This is a genomic window from Hymenobacter nivis (genome assembly GCF_006439025.1).
In the GTDB taxonomy this organism is placed as follows: domain Bacteria; phylum Bacteroidota; class Bacteroidia; order Cytophagales; family Hymenobacteraceae; genus Hymenobacter; species Hymenobacter nivis_A.
The window spans coordinates 537,265-552,660 of the sequence record NZ_RCYZ01000003.1 but is presented as its reverse complement, the minus strand read 5'-3'; the positions used below and the strand labels follow the sequence as shown (position 1 = coordinate 552,660).

Sequence of the window (15,396 nt, the reverse complement as noted above, 5' to 3'; positions counted from 1 at the left end):
TTTCAACTGCCTGGTTGTCAGTGGATAGGTTTCATAGTGCCACGCTCAGTTACGCTGGGGCCCCAAGGGCTACCCTGGGGCCCTGGCGATTACCGGGCAGCCGACGAAAAGCCGGCAGCCCGGCCCAGACGGCATACGTAAAAAGGCCGGCTTCCCACTTGGGGAAACCGGCCTTCTTATTTCTGCAACCCGAAAACTACTGGCGGGCCGAGGGGGTGGCGGCGCTGGCCATAATGGGCGAAGACACGCGGTTGGCGGCCTTGGTGCTGGTGTAGGCGGGGCACTTGGCCTGGCTGCACGAACCGAGGCCCAGGGTGGCCACGCCAGCCGCTAAGAGAATAAGCTTTTTCATAAGATAATGCTAAATGGGTGAATGCGAAGTGGAGGTTGGCCCAAAGATAATACGGCCGCCGCAACCGCCGCACTCCCATCGAACGGAAAAATGCAAATTTTCGTGCAACGCCCTTCTATGAGGTGTAGCCCAGGATGCGCATCATGCTGGCCGCCTCCTGCTTAGGCGCAAAAATGGTGTCGGTGAGCACGCCGTCGGGGCCCCGGTCGAGGATGACGTGCTGGGGCGCGGGGATGAGGCAGTGCTTGATGCCGCCGTAGCCGCTCAGGCTTTCCTGGTAGGCGCCGGTGTGGAAAAATCCAATGTAGAGCGGCTGCTCGTCGGCGGGCTTGCGCTCGGGCAAAAACACCTGGTATAAGTGCTGCTCGGCGTTGTAGTAGTCCTGCGAGTCGCAGGTGAGGCCCCCGAGCTGGATGCGCTTGTACTGCTTCTGCCAGCCGTTGAGGGCCAGCAGGATGAAGCGCTGGTTCAGGGCCCAGGTATCGGGCAAGTTGGTGATGAACGAGCCGTCGATCATGTACCACAACTCCTTGTCGTTCTGTAGTTTCTCGTCCAGAATGGAGTAGATGATGGCGCCACTCTCGCCCACCGTGAAGATGCCGAACTCGGTGAAGATGTGCGGCTCGGGCACGCCTTCCTCCTTACAAATGCGCTGGATGGTGCGCATGATTTCGGCAATCATGTACGGGTAATCGTACTCGGGCTGGATGCTGGTTTGGATGGGCAAACCGCCGCCGATGTCGATGGTGGTGAGCGTGGGGCAGATTTTGCGCAGCTCGCAGTACTTGTGGATGAAGCGGCTCAGCTCGGACCAGTAGTAGGACGTGTCCTTGATGCCGGTGCTGATGAAGTAGTGCAGCATCGTGAGCTCGAAGCGCGGGTCGTCCTTGATCTTTTGCTCGTACAGCGGGATGGCGTCGGCGTAGCGGATGCCCAGGCGCGAGGTGTAGAACTGGAAGCGCGGCTCCTCGTCGGAGGCCAGGCGCATGCCCAGCTTCACCCGCGTGTCGGGTTGCACGTGGGCGTGGTAGTAGTCAATTTCGTTGGGCGCGTCGAGGATGGGCAGGCAGTTCACGAAGCCGTCGTTGAGCAGCGCGGTGATGTCGTGCTTGTACTCGTCGGGCTTGAAGCCGTTGCAGATGATGTACTTATCTTTGCCAAACTTGCCCTGCCCGTAGAGCGCGCGGATGATGCTGATGTCGAACCACGACGAGGTTTCGAGGTGGACGTCGTTCTTTAGGGCCTCTTCGAGCACGAAGCGGAAGTGCGACGACTTGGTGCAGTAGGCGTAGGAGTAGGTGCCCTGGTAGCCGGTGGCGGCAATGCCGTCGGCAAACCACTTTTTGGCCCGCTGGATTTGGGAGCTGATTTTGGGTAAGTACGTGAGGCGCAGCGGCGTGCCGTACTTTTCCACCAGGGCCATCAGGTCGATGCCGTGGAACTGGAGCTCGTCGTTTTGAACCGTGAAGTCGGCGGTGGGAAAATCGAAAGTTTGGGAAATCAGGTCGTGGTACTTGTCCATCGAGGGCGGGGAAAAACGGCGCGAAATGCCGACCTTTGCGGCGGCGGCTCAAAACTACCGCCCGGGGAAAGAAATGTTCCCCGCGCATCGGCAACGATGGACGAAGCGACTTGGCTACGGCGGGCTTGCCCCACCGCAAGGCAGCGCCCGCAAGGGGCCCCCCGGGGCCCTAAGCGGACCGGTGCGGCCCTTTTGCTCTTCTAACTTACCGACCGATGAAACGCATCAAATTACTGGAAGTGCGCTCCGAGCTGGGCGCGGGCACCCGCGGGGCCGGCATGGGCATCGACGCGCTGCGCGTGGCGTGCCTCAACAAGGGCTCCGACTACTTCCGCCGCTACAATTCGGTGGTGGTGCCGGATTTGAACCACGTGCTGTTCGAGAAAACGCCCTTCCGGTGGGCCAAGCACATCGACGCCATTTACACCGTGCAGAAGGGCATTGCCAGCGCCGTGGAGCAGACGCTGCGCTTCGGCGAGTTTCCGCTGGTGCTGGCCGGCGACCACTCCAGCGCCAACGCCACCATTGCCGGCATCAAGGCCGCGTACCCGCACAAAACGCTGGGCGTCATCTGGATCGACGCCCATGCCGACCTGCACTCGCCTTACACTACGCCCAGCGGCAACGTGCACGGCATGCCCCTGGCCGCCGCCCTGGGCCTCGACAACCGCGCCCACCAGCGCAACGAGCCCGACGCCGAAACCGAGTTTTTCTGGCACCGCCTCCAAAACCTGGCCGAGCCGGGGCCCAAGCTGCGCCCCGAGCACCTGGTGTACGTGGTGGTGCGCGACACCGAGGAGCAGGAAGACGCCCTGATTGCCGAGCTGGGCATCAAGTGGATCAAGCTGCCCGAAATAAAGGAGAAAGGGGCGCGCCAGCTGGCCCGCGACATTTACGAGCACCTGCGCTTCTGCGACCTGGTGTACATTTCCTTCGACGTGGACAGCCTCGATTCGAGCTTTAGCATCGGTACCGGCACGCCCGTGGAAGACGGCCTCTACCTCTCCGAAGCCGAAAACTTGTGCCAGGACCTGCTGGAAAACGAGCGGGTGGTGTGCTTCGAGATGGTCGAAATCAACCCCACCCTCGACAACGGCAACACCATGGCCAAGAACGCCTTCAACATCCTCGAAAAAGCCACCGACGCCATCGAGCGGCGGTTGAGGACGGAGGGCGTGGCCAGCCGCAGCTGAACCGAAAACGGCCCTCATAAGCTGCGCTCGGGAGGGCCGTTTTCGGTTCAGCTACTTTCTGTTTAGTACTGGCTGATGAAGGCATAGGCCCCCAGCGTGTAAGCGGCGGCCGACGAGAAGTGGTTGCCGCCCTGGATGGGGCGCAGCTGCACCTGGGTGGCGCCTCGCCGCTGCATGGCGTCGTAGGCGTCCTGCGAGTTGAAGAAGGGCACGTAGTCGTCGGCGGTGCCGTGGAAGAGGGCCAGCGGGGCCCGGGGCTTCCAGTCGTAGATGTCGTTGTCGGCCACGGCGGCGGTGAGGGCGGCGTCCGAGTTGTTCAGCACGGCCTGGCGGAAGCTATCGGCGAAGAGCTGGCTCTGCTGGGTGGGCACGTCGGCAAACGGGTTGGCTTGCAGCTGGGTGGCGTAGGGCTCCTGGTAGTAGAAGGCGAAGGGCCGGTTCAGGGCGTAGATGCGGTCGTAGGTGCGCAGCACCCACACGTAGCTGCTCAGGAAGCTCAGCGGCTGCTGGGCCCCCAGGATGTAGCGGGCGAAGGCCGACTTGTGGTAGGCCCCCGCGCCGGGTGCGCTGGCCGTGACGGGCAGCTCGGTGGCATATTTTTCTTCTAGCAGCTTGTGCAGGGCCATGGTGGCGTAGCCGCCCTCGGAGTAGCCGAGCAGGAAGTTTTTCTGGTTCACGGCCACGGCTTGCTGCTGACAAAACTCGCGGGTGGCGCGCAGCATGTCGGCCGAGGCCGAGGCCAGCGAGGCGGCGTGCTCGTAGGGGTGGGGCAGGGCCTTGGAGGCGCCGTAGCCGATGTAGTCGGGCGCCGACACCACGTAGCCCGTGGAGGCCAGCACCGACACCGCCGACCACACGTCGCTGCCCGTGGCGTAGTAGGAGGGGGCTTGGCCCTCGCCGTCGGGCGTGATGGTGCCGTGCTGGTAGCTGAGCACCGGCAGCTCGCCCGCGCCCACCGGCACCAGCGCCGCCCCGGAGGCGGTAATCTCCTGGCCGTCGGGCGTGCGGGTGCGGTAGGTGAGGCGGTAGGCGCGGATGGGGTAGCGCGCCAGGGCCCCCACCAGCGGCACGGCCTGCACGCGCCCGGCCAGCGTGGCCACGCTGTACTCGCCGATGAGCGTGCTGCCCGTGAGCACGGTAGTAGCGGCGGGCGCCGTGGCAGTGGGCTCGGGCTCGCCGCTCTTGCAGCTGGGCGCCGCTGCCAGGCCGGCCAGCAGCCACACAAAACGAAACTTGGCGGCCGGCCGCGCCAGGGCCCCTAAACGAAAGATAGACACGATACGAAAGCTGTAAGGAGGATGAAGAACTGGCCTCCTAACACCCAGCAGCGGCGGCCGTGTTCCCATGCCGGCCGCAATAGGGCCCCCGGGGCCCCCAGCCCGCCGCTGAAGAAACACAAAGCCCCGCCAGTATCTGGCGGGGCTTTGTGGTGTTCATACTAGCCTTATTACTTCTTTACTTTTCGTCAAGCCTTTCTTGCCTTGTCATCATCACTTCCAAATAAAGCTTTTGAAATTAGTCTTAGTTTCATCACTACTTCCACGATGCCAAACCCAGCTATAGTTGATATTGTAATATAAGTAAAATTCTCCTCTGTTACAGTCGTATTAAGTAAATGAGATTTAGTGAGGAACACTACTAAACTGCCAATTATAAAACCTAGTATAGGTCTTAAAATATACCAAGGCCACCATACGGTTATAATTAAATTTTTTGTATAGCAGACGTTTCCAATAAAATCAAAGATAGTTCTGATTTGCACACCAATAACAGCAGCCCATCCAGTGAGTAAAAGTAGAGATACAAATAAATCAGGTTTTTTCAGATTGCTTTGGTAAGCAAGTTTATTAACTGCATCACTGAAATTAATGTATGATTTATGATTATTAACTACTAGTCTAAGAAGTTGATATTTATTAGAATCAGATAGAATTTTACTTGTAAAAATCTTTTTGTTAGTCTTGTCATAATAGAACCAAGTAGGATAAGGTTTAAGGTCTAGGCTATCTACGTTGGATATCTTAGATTCTAAAGAAAATGAATTTAATTTTAGATAAGTTTCACGGAATTCATATATTGATAATACAGATAGGGTTAGTATATAAATAGATAAAAATATTTTTCCTTTTTGTAAAAAGAATATTATGTGTAAACGTTTAAGAGATTTTCTTGCGGTTAATGTTTGTGATGTCATAAAACATTAGTAAAGATTACAATGAATTAATTGTTTGAAAAGCTCCTGGAAATATCGCACGTGGATTTTCGCGAATTGCTCCATTAGGTAAATTTGTATTTAAATACTTACTTATTCGTAATAATCTTAGTAAAGAATAAAATTTAATTTCATCAAAGGTTATCCCTAATGAATCATATTTTCTTTTCATTGCAATAAAGAAAATTGACTTAGCTTCACGTGCATATAAGTAACCTGCTTCTAGAGCAATTTCTCCTGCCATAGCTGAATCAAAATCAATCATGCCTGATAATTGATTTCTGTCTATTATGATATTGTCAGTGCTTATATCGCTCCAGATGAGATTAGATGTTTTCTTGCCTTCAATAAATATAAATTTATTTTCACTAAAATAATTAATAACCTTTTTATTATCCTTATCACTTAATTCTAAATTAGCTAAATTCTTTATTCCTTCTTCTATGCTTGAATTTATAAATGACTGCCATGTGTCAAAAGCTCCTTGTGAGGCATTAACTAGTGGTCCAAAGCCGTTGAGGGTTATTTTTCTAAGTATTGATAAATTATTAAATAAATTATCCGAAATACTTATAATATCTTTTAATTCTAGAGTGTTAACACTTTTTGCTAATGTTTCGCCTAAAATCTTTCTATAAACAATGAAATCATAAGTATGTATTTTGCCCCTTGAGTCAAATATGATTTGCGGAACCCTAGCCCCAAGTAAATGGGCATTTCTTATTAAGTCAGGTTCATAGTGTATTGTTGAGCCTATCGATTTAGGATATATTCTGGCAATGAACGATTTATTGCTATCGGTGATGAGTTCGAATTTATATGTCATAACACCAGTAAAAATCTCCTCAACTTTAATTATCTTCTCGTTTTTTGATTCAAGATCATGAATAATAGAATTGAGTAACGTTTGGGAAATTATTCGAGAAGTCATGGTTACAGTAATTTCAGTATTTTCTCGCTGATTAATGGTTTAAAAAAATATGTTTCGAATAATTTTAGACTATTTAGCCTGTAGGAATTTATTGATAACCAATTTAAAGTTTCCTTTTCGATAGTATAATTTAGTTTTGAGGCATAATGAATAAATCTAAACCAAAGAACGGTGAGTCTTCGTAGTGGAATTTTTTCCGATATTATGGAGTCGGGAAAATCAAATCTAACTGCTTTAAATACTTTATTCTGAATATTATTCAAACCATCAACAGGATTGTATATATCTGGTTTGAAAATGTCGAATGCAATTGCATTGGCTGTGAAATCAAATTGCAATAATGTTTCTTCTATTGTTTGAGGTGTTCCAAGGCCTACATTAAATTTGGAAAAAGGAACTATATCGTAATAAAACCTTTCCTCTTTATTAGGATACCATCTTGGTGATCCATATTGACCAAATTCTAAAAAACCAATTTTTGATAAATTAGTAACGAGGTGTTTTATTAACTCGTCATATTTATCTTTGGTATGGATAAATACATCTACATCATTTAATTCTTCTTGTGACTTCTCTATCAAATTACGTATCGCTCCACCTGCTATATAAAAGTTAGCGTCTTCAATCTGATGTAAAATTTGCTTCAATTGAATAAAGCCAGGCGCTGATTTAATGCCTTCTTGAATGTCGTTGTAAACGAAATCAATTTTGTTTGATACCATGCGTTGGATGTTCTATTGGGGTGAGAAATGCAAAGAAATAGTATGAATGTACAGGTATGCATAGTTAGTTGACATATTTGAGGCTAAAAGAAAGTCCAAATACCCAAGGCATTATACATAATTAAAAGCTCTACCAGTCACTCATAGGACCCTCAATTGCTACAAGTCTCACTAAGCTACCCATCTGGCCAGCGCAGTAACGTCTAGCCGCTTTGGTTGCGGGCGGCGGCGCGGGCGGCCGTTGCGGGCAAGCTAGGGGCCCTGGTGGCTTAAAAAAGGAAGAAGCGGTTATTTGTCGAGCGGGCGTAGGGCCCTAGGCCGCTTGTTTGCAGCGGCAACTTAGTCCAGCAGCAAATGCTGTAGGCTTAGCGGATGGAGCCTCGGGGAGCCGGCGGGCGGCGCATGGCGGCCTCCACTTCCCGCCGGTGGGCTAGCCGCTGTTCGGCCGGCGTGAGCGGCCGTTGGGTGGGGCGCTTGCCGGAGAGTTGGGCTTTGCGGTCGCGCTCGGCGTGGCCCCGCATCATGCCGGAGAGTACCTGGCCCTGGGCTACCACCGTAGGGTCGACTTGCGCCCGGGCCGCGGGGGCGCACAAGGCCAGCAAACTGGAAACAAGCAGAACTTTCATGGCAATGCCACCTGAGGGGAGAAGTGCGCCGGTCAGCTGGCCGAATGCTATACGAAACCTACGGGGCGCCGGTAGCGCCCAGTCGCTAGCAACCGGGTGGCCCAACCAGCGCAGCGCCTGCCCCCGGCAGAACCGCCGGTACGCGGGCCGCGCAACGGCGCCGCCGCGGCTCTTTTGCCTGCGAAACCTCTAAAGCAGTTCAGCAGCAAGCCTGCGAAGGGGAGGGGGTTACGGCCAGCCCGTACCTTTGCCCCGTGCAACAGCTAGAACAAGACCTCAAAACCGCGCTGCAAACCGCTGCCCGGGCCGTTTTCGGCGTCGAAATCCCCATCGCCAGCCTCACCTTGCAACCTACGCGCAAGGAGTTTGCCGGCAGCTTCACCCTCGTCACGTTTCCGCTCACCAAGGCCCTGGGCCAGGGCCCCGAGCCCATCGGCCGCGCCCTGGGCGAGTGGCTGCAAGCCAACGAGCCCCGCGTAAGCGGCTTCAACGTGGTGAAGGGCTTCCTCAACCTCGAAATCGCCGACGCCGAGTGGCTCCAACTCTTCGCCCAGCTGCAAGCGCAGCCGGCCGGGGCCCCGGTGCCCACCGGGGGCCCCCAGCGCGTGGTGGTCGAGTACTCGTCGCCCAACACCAACAAGCCCCTGCACCTGGGGCACTTGCGCAACAACTTCCTGGGCTATTCGGTGGCCGAAATCTTGAAAGCCACCGGCGCCACCGTCACCAAGGCCAACCTGGTGAACGACCGCGGCATCCACATCTGCAAGTCGATGATTGCCTACCAGCGCTTCGGGCAGGGCGAAACCCCGGCCAGCGCCGGCCTCAAGGGCGACCACCTGGCGGGCAAGTACTACGTGCTGTTTGAGAAGCACTACCGCGAGGAAATCCGGCAGCTCGAAGCCGAAGGCGTGACCAACGAAGTAGCCAAAAAGCAGGCCCCCCTGATGGCCGAGGCCCAGCAAATGCTGCAAGCCTGGGAAGCCGGCGACGCCGAAGTAATGGCCCTCTGGCACCAAATGAACGGCTGGGTGTACGAAGGCTTCACCGAAACCTACGAAACCATCGGCGTCGATTTCGACAAGTTCTACTACGAGTCGGGAACCTACCTGCTGGGCAAGGAGCGGGTGGAAGAAGGCCTGCAAAAAGGCGTGTTCTTCACCAAAGAGAACGGCTCGGTGTGGGTCGATTTGCAAGCCGAGGGCCTGGATGAGAAGCTGCTGCTGCGCGCCGACGGCACCAGCGTCTACATCACCCAAGACCTGGGCACGGCCGAACTGAAGTACCAGGACTTCGGCTACGACAGCAGCATCTACGTCATCGCCGACGAGCAGAACTACCACATGCAGGTGCTGCAAGCCACCCTCGGCAAGCTGGGCAAGCCCTACGCCGCGGCCATCCACCACCTCAGCTACGGCATGGTGGACCTGCCCTCGGGCAAGATGAAAAGCCGCGAAGGCACCGTGGTGGACGCCGACGAGCTGGTGCGCGACGTGGTGGCCGCCGCCAAAGCCGCCACCCTCGAAAAAGGCAAAACCGAAGGCCTGTCCGACGCCGAGCTGGAGGAACTCTACCACCTGCTCGGCCTGGGGGCCCTAAAATATTACCTGCTGAAGGTGGACCCCAAGAAGCGCATGCTCTTCAACCCCGAAGAATCGGTGAGCCTGGAGGGGCACACCGGGCCCTTCATCCAGTACAGCTACGCCCGCATCGCCGCCATCCGCCGCAAAGCCGCCGAGCTGGGCATTGCCGAAACCGCCGACTTCGCGGCCCTGGGGGCCCTGGCGCCCACCGAGCGCGAGCTGGTGCAGGAGCTGGCCCGCTACCCCGCCGTGGTGGCCGACGCCGCCCGCACCCTCTCGCCCGCCGTGGTGGCCCAGTACGCCTACGACCTGGCCAAGGCCTACAACCGCTTCTACGCCGAGGTGTCCATCTTCCAGGAGCCGGACGCGCTGAAGCGCAGCCTGCGCGTGGCCCTCTCGGCCCGCGTGGGCGCGCAAATCAAGGTGGCGCTGGGCCTGCTGGGCATCCAGGTGCCCGAGCGCATGTAGTTTTTACTGTCATTGCGAGCGCAGCGAGGAATCTGGAAGCCTTAATCCAGATTCCTCGCTGCGCTCGCAATGACACTTTCTCCCCTAAATGAAAAGCGTCGCCGTTTACTGCGGTTCCAGTGCTGGAACCAACCCTGCTTACGTGGCCCAGGCCCAGGCCCTGGGGGCCGCCCTGGTGGCCCAGGGCCTCACGCTGGTGTACGGCGGCGGGCGCGTGGGCCTGATGGGCACCATCGCCGACGCGGTGCTGGCCGCCGGGGGCCAAGTAATCGGCGTCATTCCGGGCTTTCTGGACGACAAGGAGCTGGCCCACAAGGGCTGCACCGAGCTGCACGTCGTCGGCACCATGCACGAGCGCAAGCTGCTGATGGCCGACCGCGCCGACGCCTTCATCGCCATGCCCGGCGGCTACGGCACCCTGGAGGAGCTATTTGAGGTCCTCACCTGGGGCCAGCTGGGCCTGCACCACAAGCCCGTGGGCCTGCTGAACGTGGACGGCTACTACGACCACCTGCTGCTGGCCCTCGACCGCATGCGCGACGACCAGCTGCTGCGCGCCGAAAACCGGGCGCAGTTGTTGCAAGACGCCAGCCCCGCCGGCCTGCTGGCCCAGCTGGCGGCCTACCGCCCGGCGCCGGTCGAGAAATGGCTCAATCCAAGCACCACGTAGCCCCGTAAGCACCGGGCCGAAACCTTGCGGCCACCGCGCCGGTTCAAGCGGCAGCTTTCATCCCCCAACACCTTCACAATCATTTCAATGAAAACCCCTCTGTTGCGCCTATTGGGCCTGGGTACGCTGGCCGTGGCTGGCCTCTCGGCCATGAATTTCGCCACCGCTCCCGCCCCCAAAATGGAAATTGCCGCCGCCCCCACCGTGTACGACTTTACCGTGAAAACCATCGACGGCAAAGACGTGAAACTGAGCAAGTACAAGGGCAAGAAAATTCTCATCGTGAACACCGCCTCCAAGTGCGGCTTCACCCCGCAGTACAAGGAGCTGGAAGAGCTGTCGAAGAAGTACGGCAAAGACGTGACCGTGCTCGGCTTCCCGTCCAACAGCTTCAACCAGGAGCTGTCGTCGGATTCGGAAGTGGCCTCGTTCTGCGAGAAGAACTTCGGTGTGACGTTCCCCCTGTTCCAGACCGTGGCCGTGAAGGGCGACGACGCTACCCCGCTTTACAAGTTCCTGGCCGACAAGACCAAGAACGGCGCCGTGAGCGATGCTCCGAGCTGGAACTTCTGCAAGTACCTGGTGGACAAGCAGGGCCACGTCGTGAAATTCTACCCCTCGAAAGTAACCCCCCTCAGCCCCGAGCTGGTGGCCGACATCACGGCCAAGTAGCAGTCTTTGCCGCTGGCGCTGGCCAGCTTCTAAGAACGTCATGCTGAGCGCAGCCGAAGCATCTCTCCCGCTGAGTAAATCAATCGCTGAACGATTGGGATAGCTGGCGGGAGAGATGCTTCGGCTGCGCTCGGCATGACGTTCTTTTGTTTATCGTTTCTAGTATTCTCTTATAATTATGTCCCCCTGGATTTCCGCGTTTCGCCCGCGTACCCTGCCCTTGGCCCTGGCCAGCATCCTCACCGGCGGCTTTTTGGCGAAGGCAGCCGGCCTGTTCAACGGTCCCGTGGTGGCCCTGGCGGCCCTCACCACCATCCTGCTGCAAATCCTCAGTAACCTGGCCAACGATTACGGCGACTCGCAGAACGGGGCCGACAGCGTGCACCGCGAGGGGCCCCTGCGCGCCGTGCAGAGCGGCGCCATCACCCCCGCCCAAATGAAGCGCGGCATGTACATCTGCGGGGCCCTGGCGCTGGCCAGCGGCCTGCTGCTGCTGTGGGTGGCGCTGGGCGCGGCGGGCCTGGGCCTGTTTGCGGGCTTTCTGGCGCTGGGCCTGGCCGCCATTTGGGCGGCGGTGAACTATACGGCCGGCAGCCGGCCCTACGGTTACGCCGGCTTGGGCGATATTTCGGTGTTTCTCTTTTTCGGGATTGTGGGCGTGTGCGGCACCTACTTTTTGCAAGCGGGGGCCCTGCCGGTGGCCGTGCTGCTGCCCGCCGCCGCGCTGGGCTGCTTCGCCACGGCAGTGCTGAACGTCAACAACATCCGCGACATCAAGTCCGACGTGCTGGCGGGCAAAATCACGATTCCCGTGCGGCTGGGGCCCCGGCACGCCCGGCGCTACCACTGGCTGCTGGTGCTGTTTGGGCTGGGCTGCGCCACGGTGTTCGTGGCCCTCACCTACCACTCGCCCTGGCAGTGGCTCTACGTGCTGGCCGCGCCGCTACTCCTTTTCAACGCCATCCAGGTGTGGCAGCGCCAGGAGTCGCTGCAAATCGACCCGCTATTGAAGCAGATGGCTCTGAGCACGCTCGTGTTCACCGTGCTGTTTGGGGTGGGGCAGGTGGTGGGATAAACCCTGAAAACGAGTAGCACAACCATGCTTTCGGAGAAAGAAGTTACCCGCACCAGCAAATTCCTGAGCTTAGTGCTACGCCACGCGCCCGCGCAAATTGGCATCGTGCTGGACGAGCAAGGGTGGACCGACGTGGCCGTGCTGCTGGCGCAACTAGGGGCCCACGGCCAGCCGCTCAGCTTCGCGGAATTGGCCCATATCGTGGAAACCAGCCCCAAGCAGCGGTTCAAGTTCAGCGACGACCGCACCCAAATCCGCGCCAGCCAGGGCCACTCCGTAGCGGTGGAGTTGGGTTACGCTGCCGCAACGCCGCCCGAAACGCTGTACCACGGCACGGCCGCCCAGCACCAAGCCGTTATCCAGCGCGAAGGGTTGCGGAAAATGGCCCGCCACCACTTGCACCTGAGTGCCGACGTAGCAACGGCCCGTACCGTGGGCAGCCGGCATGGCCAGCCCATAATTTTTGCCGTGGCAGCTGGCGAGATGCACCGCGCCGGGGCCCAGTTTTACCAAGCCGATAACGGCGTGTGGCTGACCGATGCCGTACCAACGGCCTACTTGCGGATAACATAAATCGGCCCAATGCTAGCGCGCATTGGCGTCAGCAAGGAAGCCTGCCGCACGCTTTGGGTAACGTAGGGCCCCTGATGACACTAGAATAATAAAAAAGCGCGGCCGCCCATTTGGGCGGCCGCGCTTTTTTATTCGCTGGCAGGTGGCGTTTCGATAGGAGCGGCGCTGCTGTCGGCGCTGCCCTCCGGCCGGGGGCCCCGGTTGCGGTTGCGGCCGCCGCGGCTGCGGCGGCGCTCCCCGTCGGGGCGGGGTTCGCGGGGTTCGCCGTTGGCACTGGCCTCGCCTTCGGCCCGGGGTTCGCGGGGCGGGCGGGCTTCGCCCTCGGGGCGCGGGGCCCGGGGCTCACGCGGGGGGCGGTTTTCGCCTTCGGGGCGGGGGCGGCGCTCGGGACGCGGCTCGCCTTCGGGGCGGGGCGGGCGCTGGTAGGGCACGGCGGGGGCGATGCCGGCATCTAGCGCGGCCAGGGCGTTTTTGGCGTTGGCCAGGCGCTCCAGGTGCTTAGGATCTTTGGGGTCGGGGGCGTCGCGGCGGGGCGGCCGCTCGCCGTCGCGTCCGCCTTCGCGGCGCGGGCCACCCTCGCGGGGGCCCCCACCGAAGCCGCCGCTCCGGCCGCCCCCACCGCTACCACCATGGCCGCCGCGGGCGGGCCGGCCGCCGATTTTGCCGCCCAGGCCGGCGAACCGCTTGGGGTCAAACTCGGGCGCTTCGCCCAGGCCCAGCTCCTCGGTGATGGCCAGCTTGGGGATTTCACGCTCGATGAGCTTTTCGATTTTTACCACCCGGTCCTGGTCCTGGTCCGAAATGAAGGTGATGGCCGTGCCCTTGGTGGCGGCGCGAGCCGTGCGGCCGATGCGGTGCACGTAGTCCTCGGCGGCGCGCGGGATGTCGTAGTTCACCACGTGGCTCAGGCTGTCGATGTCGATGCCGCGGCTGAGCACGTCGGTGGCCACCAGAATGGGGAACTGCTTGTTTTTGAAGGCGCGCATGATTTCCTCGCGCTCCTCCTGGGTGCGGTCCGAACTGATGCCGCGGGCCTCGATGCCGAGCTTGTTCACGGCCTTCACAATGCCGCCCACGGCCGCTTTCTGGCTCGTAAACAGCACCATGCTCTGCACGTCCTGGGTTTTGATGATGTGCTCGAGGACGTAGATTTTCTGGCGGTCGAAGGCCAAGTAAAACTGCTGGTCGATGCCGGCGGCGGGCTTGCTCACGGCCAGCCGGATTTCCTCCGGGTTCTGCAAAATCTGCTGCGAGAAGTCGCGGATTTTAGTGGGCATGGTGGCCGAAAACAGCAGTGTCTGCCGCTCTTTGGGGAGCTGGCGCACGATGTTGAAAATGTCGTCCGAGAAGCCCATGTCCATCATCTTATCGGCCTCGTCCAGCACCAAGTACTTGATTTGGTCGAACTTGACGTAGCCCATTTGCAGGTGGGCGATGAGGCGGCCGGGGGTGGCGATGATGATGTCGGCGCCGCTCGTCAAGGCGCGCTTCTGCTGCTCCCAGTTCTCGCTTTTGCCGCCGCCGTAAATGGCGATGCTGCTGGCCTCGACGAAGTAGCCGAAGCCGGTCACTTGCTCGTCAATCTGGGTAGCTAGCTCGCGCGTGGGCACCAAAATGAGCGTGGACGTGTGGCCGTGCTTGGCGTGCGAAATTTTGTCGAGCAGCGGCAGCAGGTAGGCGGCGGTTTTGCCGGTGCCGGTTTGGGCACAGGCAATCAAGTCCTTGCCTTCCAGAATTTTGGGGATGGCCTGCTCCTGCACGGGCGTGGCCTGCTGATAGTTCATGGCGTCCACGCCGGCCAGGAGGTCGTCGTGGAGGTTAAATTCGTGAAACGTCACGGGACAGCTGTTTAGAATGAAAAATTTGGGCTGACCTCGTGCTTTCGGCCAGCAAACCGCTTGATTTACGGTAAAGATACGCGCGGGGCCCACGCTTGAGGTTGCCCCCGAAACCAGGGCCCCAGCGCGGCGCGTGCCCCCAATTCCCAACGAATTCCCGCCCCAAAATGTCCCTCGACCGTTTCTCTGACCAGGCCGCGGCCTACGCCCGCTTCCGCATCGACTATCCCGCGGCCCTCTACGACTGGCTGCTGCCGCTGGTGCCCGGCCGCCAGCGCGCCTGGGACTGCGCCACCGGCAACGGCCAGGTGGCCGTGGTACTTGCCGCGCACTTCGCCGAAGTGGACGCTACCGACCTCAGCACCAATCAGCTGGCCCAGGCCCCCGCGCGGCTCAACGTCCATTACCAGGCCGCCCGCGCCGAGCACACGCCCTTCCCCGACCACGCGTTCGACCTCATCACCGTGGGCCAGGCCGTGCACTGGTTCGACCACGCCGCCTACCACCGCGAGGTGCGCCGCGTGGCCCGGCCCGGGGCCCGGCTGGCCGAGTGGGGCTACGGCCTGGGCCGCATCAGCTCCGAAGTTGACCCGCTCGTGTGGCACTTCTACCGCGAGGTGCTGGGGCCCTATTGGGACGAAAACCGCTGGCATGTCGACGACGAGTACGCCCGCATCCCGTTCCCGTTTGCCGACGTGCAGCGGGCCCACTTTGCCGAGCAGCGGCAGTGGTCGGCGGCTTGGTACCTCGATTATTTGCGCACTTGGTCGAGCGTGCAGAACTACCAAAAGCAGCACGGCACCGACCCTGTGTTGCTGGTGGCGGACGAGCTGACGCAAGCCTGGGGCCCCGGCGAGCGGGCCGTGACGTTCCCCGTGTTTGCCCGCGCCGGGCGGGTAGAATAATTCTGGCCCAGCGGCGTTGGTAGCCACCTGATTGGTAGCCAACTAAAAAGTAGCGGC

General features: G+C 58.9%; 15 protein-coding genes. 7 read left to right on the top strand and 8 right to left on the bottom strand.

The features are described 5' to 3' along the window. Nucleotides 1-196: 196 nt before the first annotated feature. Together EAH73_RS23045 and EAH73_RS10245 are read right to left on the bottom strand one after the other, a co-directional pair. The gene (locus EAH73_RS23045; RefSeq protein WP_161599501.1) at nucleotides 197-352 is read right to left on the bottom strand and encodes a hypothetical protein; all 156 of its coding nucleotides are present in this window, start codon (nucleotides 350-352) and stop codon (nucleotides 197-199) included. A 115-nt stretch (nucleotides 353-467) separates the two neighbouring features. Beyond that, nucleotides 468-1,874, bottom strand: coding sequence for an arginine decarboxylase (locus EAH73_RS10245; protein WP_140466386.1), 1,407 nt, complete (start codon nucleotides 1,872-1,874; stop codon nucleotides 468-470). A gap of 215 nt (nucleotides 1,875-2,089) precedes the next feature. Between EAH73_RS10245 and EAH73_RS10240 the strand changes: the two genes are divergently transcribed. Then, a complete protein-coding gene (locus EAH73_RS10240) occupies nucleotides 2,090-3,067 on the top strand; it encodes an arginase (protein ID WP_140466385.1) in 978 nt (325 codons plus the stop codon). Between the two features lie 62 nt (nucleotides 3,068-3,129). Here the strand turns inward: EAH73_RS10240 and EAH73_RS10235 are convergent, their stop codons facing one another. The 5 genes from EAH73_RS10235 to EAH73_RS10215 all read right to left on the bottom strand — a co-directional run bounded on the left by EAH73_RS10235 (nucleotide 3,130) and on the right by EAH73_RS10215 (nucleotide 7,558). Further along, nucleotides 3,130-4,344 carry an alpha/beta hydrolase family protein gene (locus tag EAH73_RS10235; RefSeq protein ID WP_240047205.1) on the bottom strand — a complete coding sequence of 405 codons (1,215 nt, stop codon included), beginning with the start codon at nucleotides 4,342-4,344 and terminating at the stop codon, nucleotides 3,130-3,132. Between the two features lie 188 nt (nucleotides 4,345-4,532). After that, nucleotides 4,533-5,261 carry a hypothetical protein gene (locus tag EAH73_RS10230; RefSeq protein WP_140466383.1) on the bottom strand — a complete coding sequence of 243 codons (729 nt, stop codon included), beginning with the start codon at nucleotides 5,259-5,261 and terminating at the stop codon, nucleotides 4,533-4,535. Between the two features lie 16 nt (nucleotides 5,262-5,277). Further along, complete coding sequence (locus EAH73_RS10225; RefSeq protein ID WP_140466382.1) at nucleotides 5,278-6,210, bottom strand: phosphotransferase; 933 nt, start codon at nucleotides 6,208-6,210, stop codon at nucleotides 5,278-5,280. A 2-nt stretch (nucleotides 6,211-6,212) separates the two neighbouring features. After that, nucleotides 6,213-6,932: a CCA tRNA nucleotidyltransferase gene (locus EAH73_RS10220; protein ID WP_140466381.1), complete on the bottom strand. Its 720-nt coding sequence runs from the start codon at nucleotides 6,930-6,932 to the stop codon at nucleotides 6,213-6,215. Nucleotides 6,933-7,297: 365 nt separating this feature from the next. Then, nucleotides 7,298-7,558 carry a hypothetical protein gene (locus EAH73_RS10215; protein WP_140466380.1) on the bottom strand — a complete coding sequence of 87 codons (261 nt, stop codon included), beginning with the start codon at nucleotides 7,556-7,558 and terminating at the stop codon, nucleotides 7,298-7,300. Between the two features lie 254 nt (nucleotides 7,559-7,812). Here EAH73_RS10215 and argS point away from each other — a divergent pair, with 254 nt between their 5' ends. The 5 genes from argS (at nucleotide 7,813) to EAH73_RS10190 (ending at nucleotide 12,596) form a co-directional block, all read left to right on the top strand. Then, the gene (gene argS / locus EAH73_RS10210; protein WP_140466379.1) at nucleotides 7,813-9,606 is read left to right on the top strand and encodes an arginine--tRNA ligase; all 1,794 of its coding nucleotides are present in this window, start codon (nucleotides 7,813-7,815) and stop codon (nucleotides 9,604-9,606) included. 88 nt (nucleotides 9,607-9,694) lie between these two features. Further along, nucleotides 9,695-10,276 carry a TIGR00730 family Rossman fold protein gene (locus EAH73_RS10205; RefSeq protein WP_140466378.1) on the top strand — a complete coding sequence of 194 codons (582 nt, stop codon included), beginning with the start codon at nucleotides 9,695-9,697 and terminating at the stop codon, nucleotides 10,274-10,276. 87 nt (nucleotides 10,277-10,363) lie between these two features. Then, nucleotides 10,364-10,948 (top strand): glutathione peroxidase, encoded by a 585-nt coding sequence (locus tag EAH73_RS10200; protein ID WP_140466377.1) that lies wholly within the window; start codon nucleotides 10,364-10,366, stop codon nucleotides 10,946-10,948. A gap of 178 nt (nucleotides 10,949-11,126) precedes the next feature. Continuing rightward, nucleotides 11,127-12,023, top strand: coding sequence for a 1,4-dihydroxy-2-naphthoate polyprenyltransferase (locus EAH73_RS10195; RefSeq protein WP_140466376.1), 897 nt, complete (start codon nucleotides 11,127-11,129; stop codon nucleotides 12,021-12,023). 24 nt (nucleotides 12,024-12,047) lie between these two features. After that, entirely contained in the window at nucleotides 12,048-12,596 is a 549-nt protein-coding gene (locus EAH73_RS10190; RefSeq protein WP_140466375.1) for an RNA 2'-phosphotransferase, read from the top strand. Between the two features lie 128 nt (nucleotides 12,597-12,724). On the opposite strand, the gene EAH73_RS10185 is transcribed toward EAH73_RS10190, so the two are convergent. After that, the gene (locus tag EAH73_RS10185; RefSeq protein WP_410503758.1) at nucleotides 12,725-14,434 is read right to left on the bottom strand and encodes a DEAD/DEAH box helicase; all 1,710 of its coding nucleotides are present in this window, start codon (nucleotides 14,432-14,434) and stop codon (nucleotides 12,725-12,727) included. Between the two features lie 167 nt (nucleotides 14,435-14,601). Between EAH73_RS10185 and EAH73_RS10180 the strand changes: the two genes are divergently transcribed. Next, the gene (locus EAH73_RS10180) at nucleotides 14,602-15,339 is read left to right on the top strand and encodes a class I SAM-dependent methyltransferase (protein ID WP_140466374.1); all 738 of its coding nucleotides are present in this window, start codon (nucleotides 14,602-14,604) and stop codon (nucleotides 15,337-15,339) included. The last annotated feature ends 57 nt before the right edge of the window (nucleotides 15,340-15,396 follow it).

What these genes read in the sequence shown, in the direction of transcription:
- EAH73_RS10245 (WP_140466386.1), bottom strand. Translation starts at nt 1,874, where the DNA reads ATGGACAAGTACCACGACCTGATTTCCCAAACTTTCGATTTTCCCACC.
- EAH73_RS10230 (WP_140466383.1), bottom strand. Translation starts at nt 5,261, where the DNA reads ATGACATCACAAACATTAACCGCAAGAAAATCTCTTAAACGTTTACAC.
- EAH73_RS10225 (WP_140466382.1), bottom strand. Translation starts at nt 6,210, where the DNA reads ATGACTTCTCGAATAATTTCCCAAACGTTACTCAATTCTATTATTCAT.
- EAH73_RS10200 (WP_140466377.1), top strand. Translation starts at nt 10,364, where the DNA reads ATGAAAACCCCTCTGTTGCGCCTATTGGGCCTGGGTACGCTGGCCGTG.
- EAH73_RS10220 (WP_140466381.1), bottom strand. Translation starts at nt 6,932, where the DNA reads ATGGTATCAAACAAAATTGATTTCGTTTACAACGACATTCAAGAAGGC.
- EAH73_RS23045 (WP_161599501.1), bottom strand. Translation starts at nt 352, where the DNA reads ATGAAAAAGCTTATTCTCTTAGCGGCTGGCGTGGCCACCCTGGGCCTC.
- EAH73_RS10195 (WP_140466376.1), top strand. Translation starts at nt 11,127, where the DNA reads ATGTCCCCCTGGATTTCCGCGTTTCGCCCGCGTACCCTGCCCTTGGCC.
- EAH73_RS10180 (WP_140466374.1), top strand. Translation starts at nt 14,602, where the DNA reads ATGTCCCTCGACCGTTTCTCTGACCAGGCCGCGGCCTACGCCCGCTTC.
- EAH73_RS10240 (WP_140466385.1), top strand. Translation starts at nt 2,090, where the DNA reads ATGAAACGCATCAAATTACTGGAAGTGCGCTCCGAGCTGGGCGCGGGC.
- EAH73_RS10215 (WP_140466380.1), bottom strand. Translation starts at nt 7,558, where the DNA reads ATGAAAGTTCTGCTTGTTTCCAGTTTGCTGGCCTTGTGCGCCCCCGCG.
- EAH73_RS10205 (WP_140466378.1), top strand. Translation starts at nt 9,695, where the DNA reads ATGAAAAGCGTCGCCGTTTACTGCGGTTCCAGTGCTGGAACCAACCCT.
- EAH73_RS10190 (WP_140466375.1), top strand. Translation starts at nt 12,048, where the DNA reads ATGCTTTCGGAGAAAGAAGTTACCCGCACCAGCAAATTCCTGAGCTTA.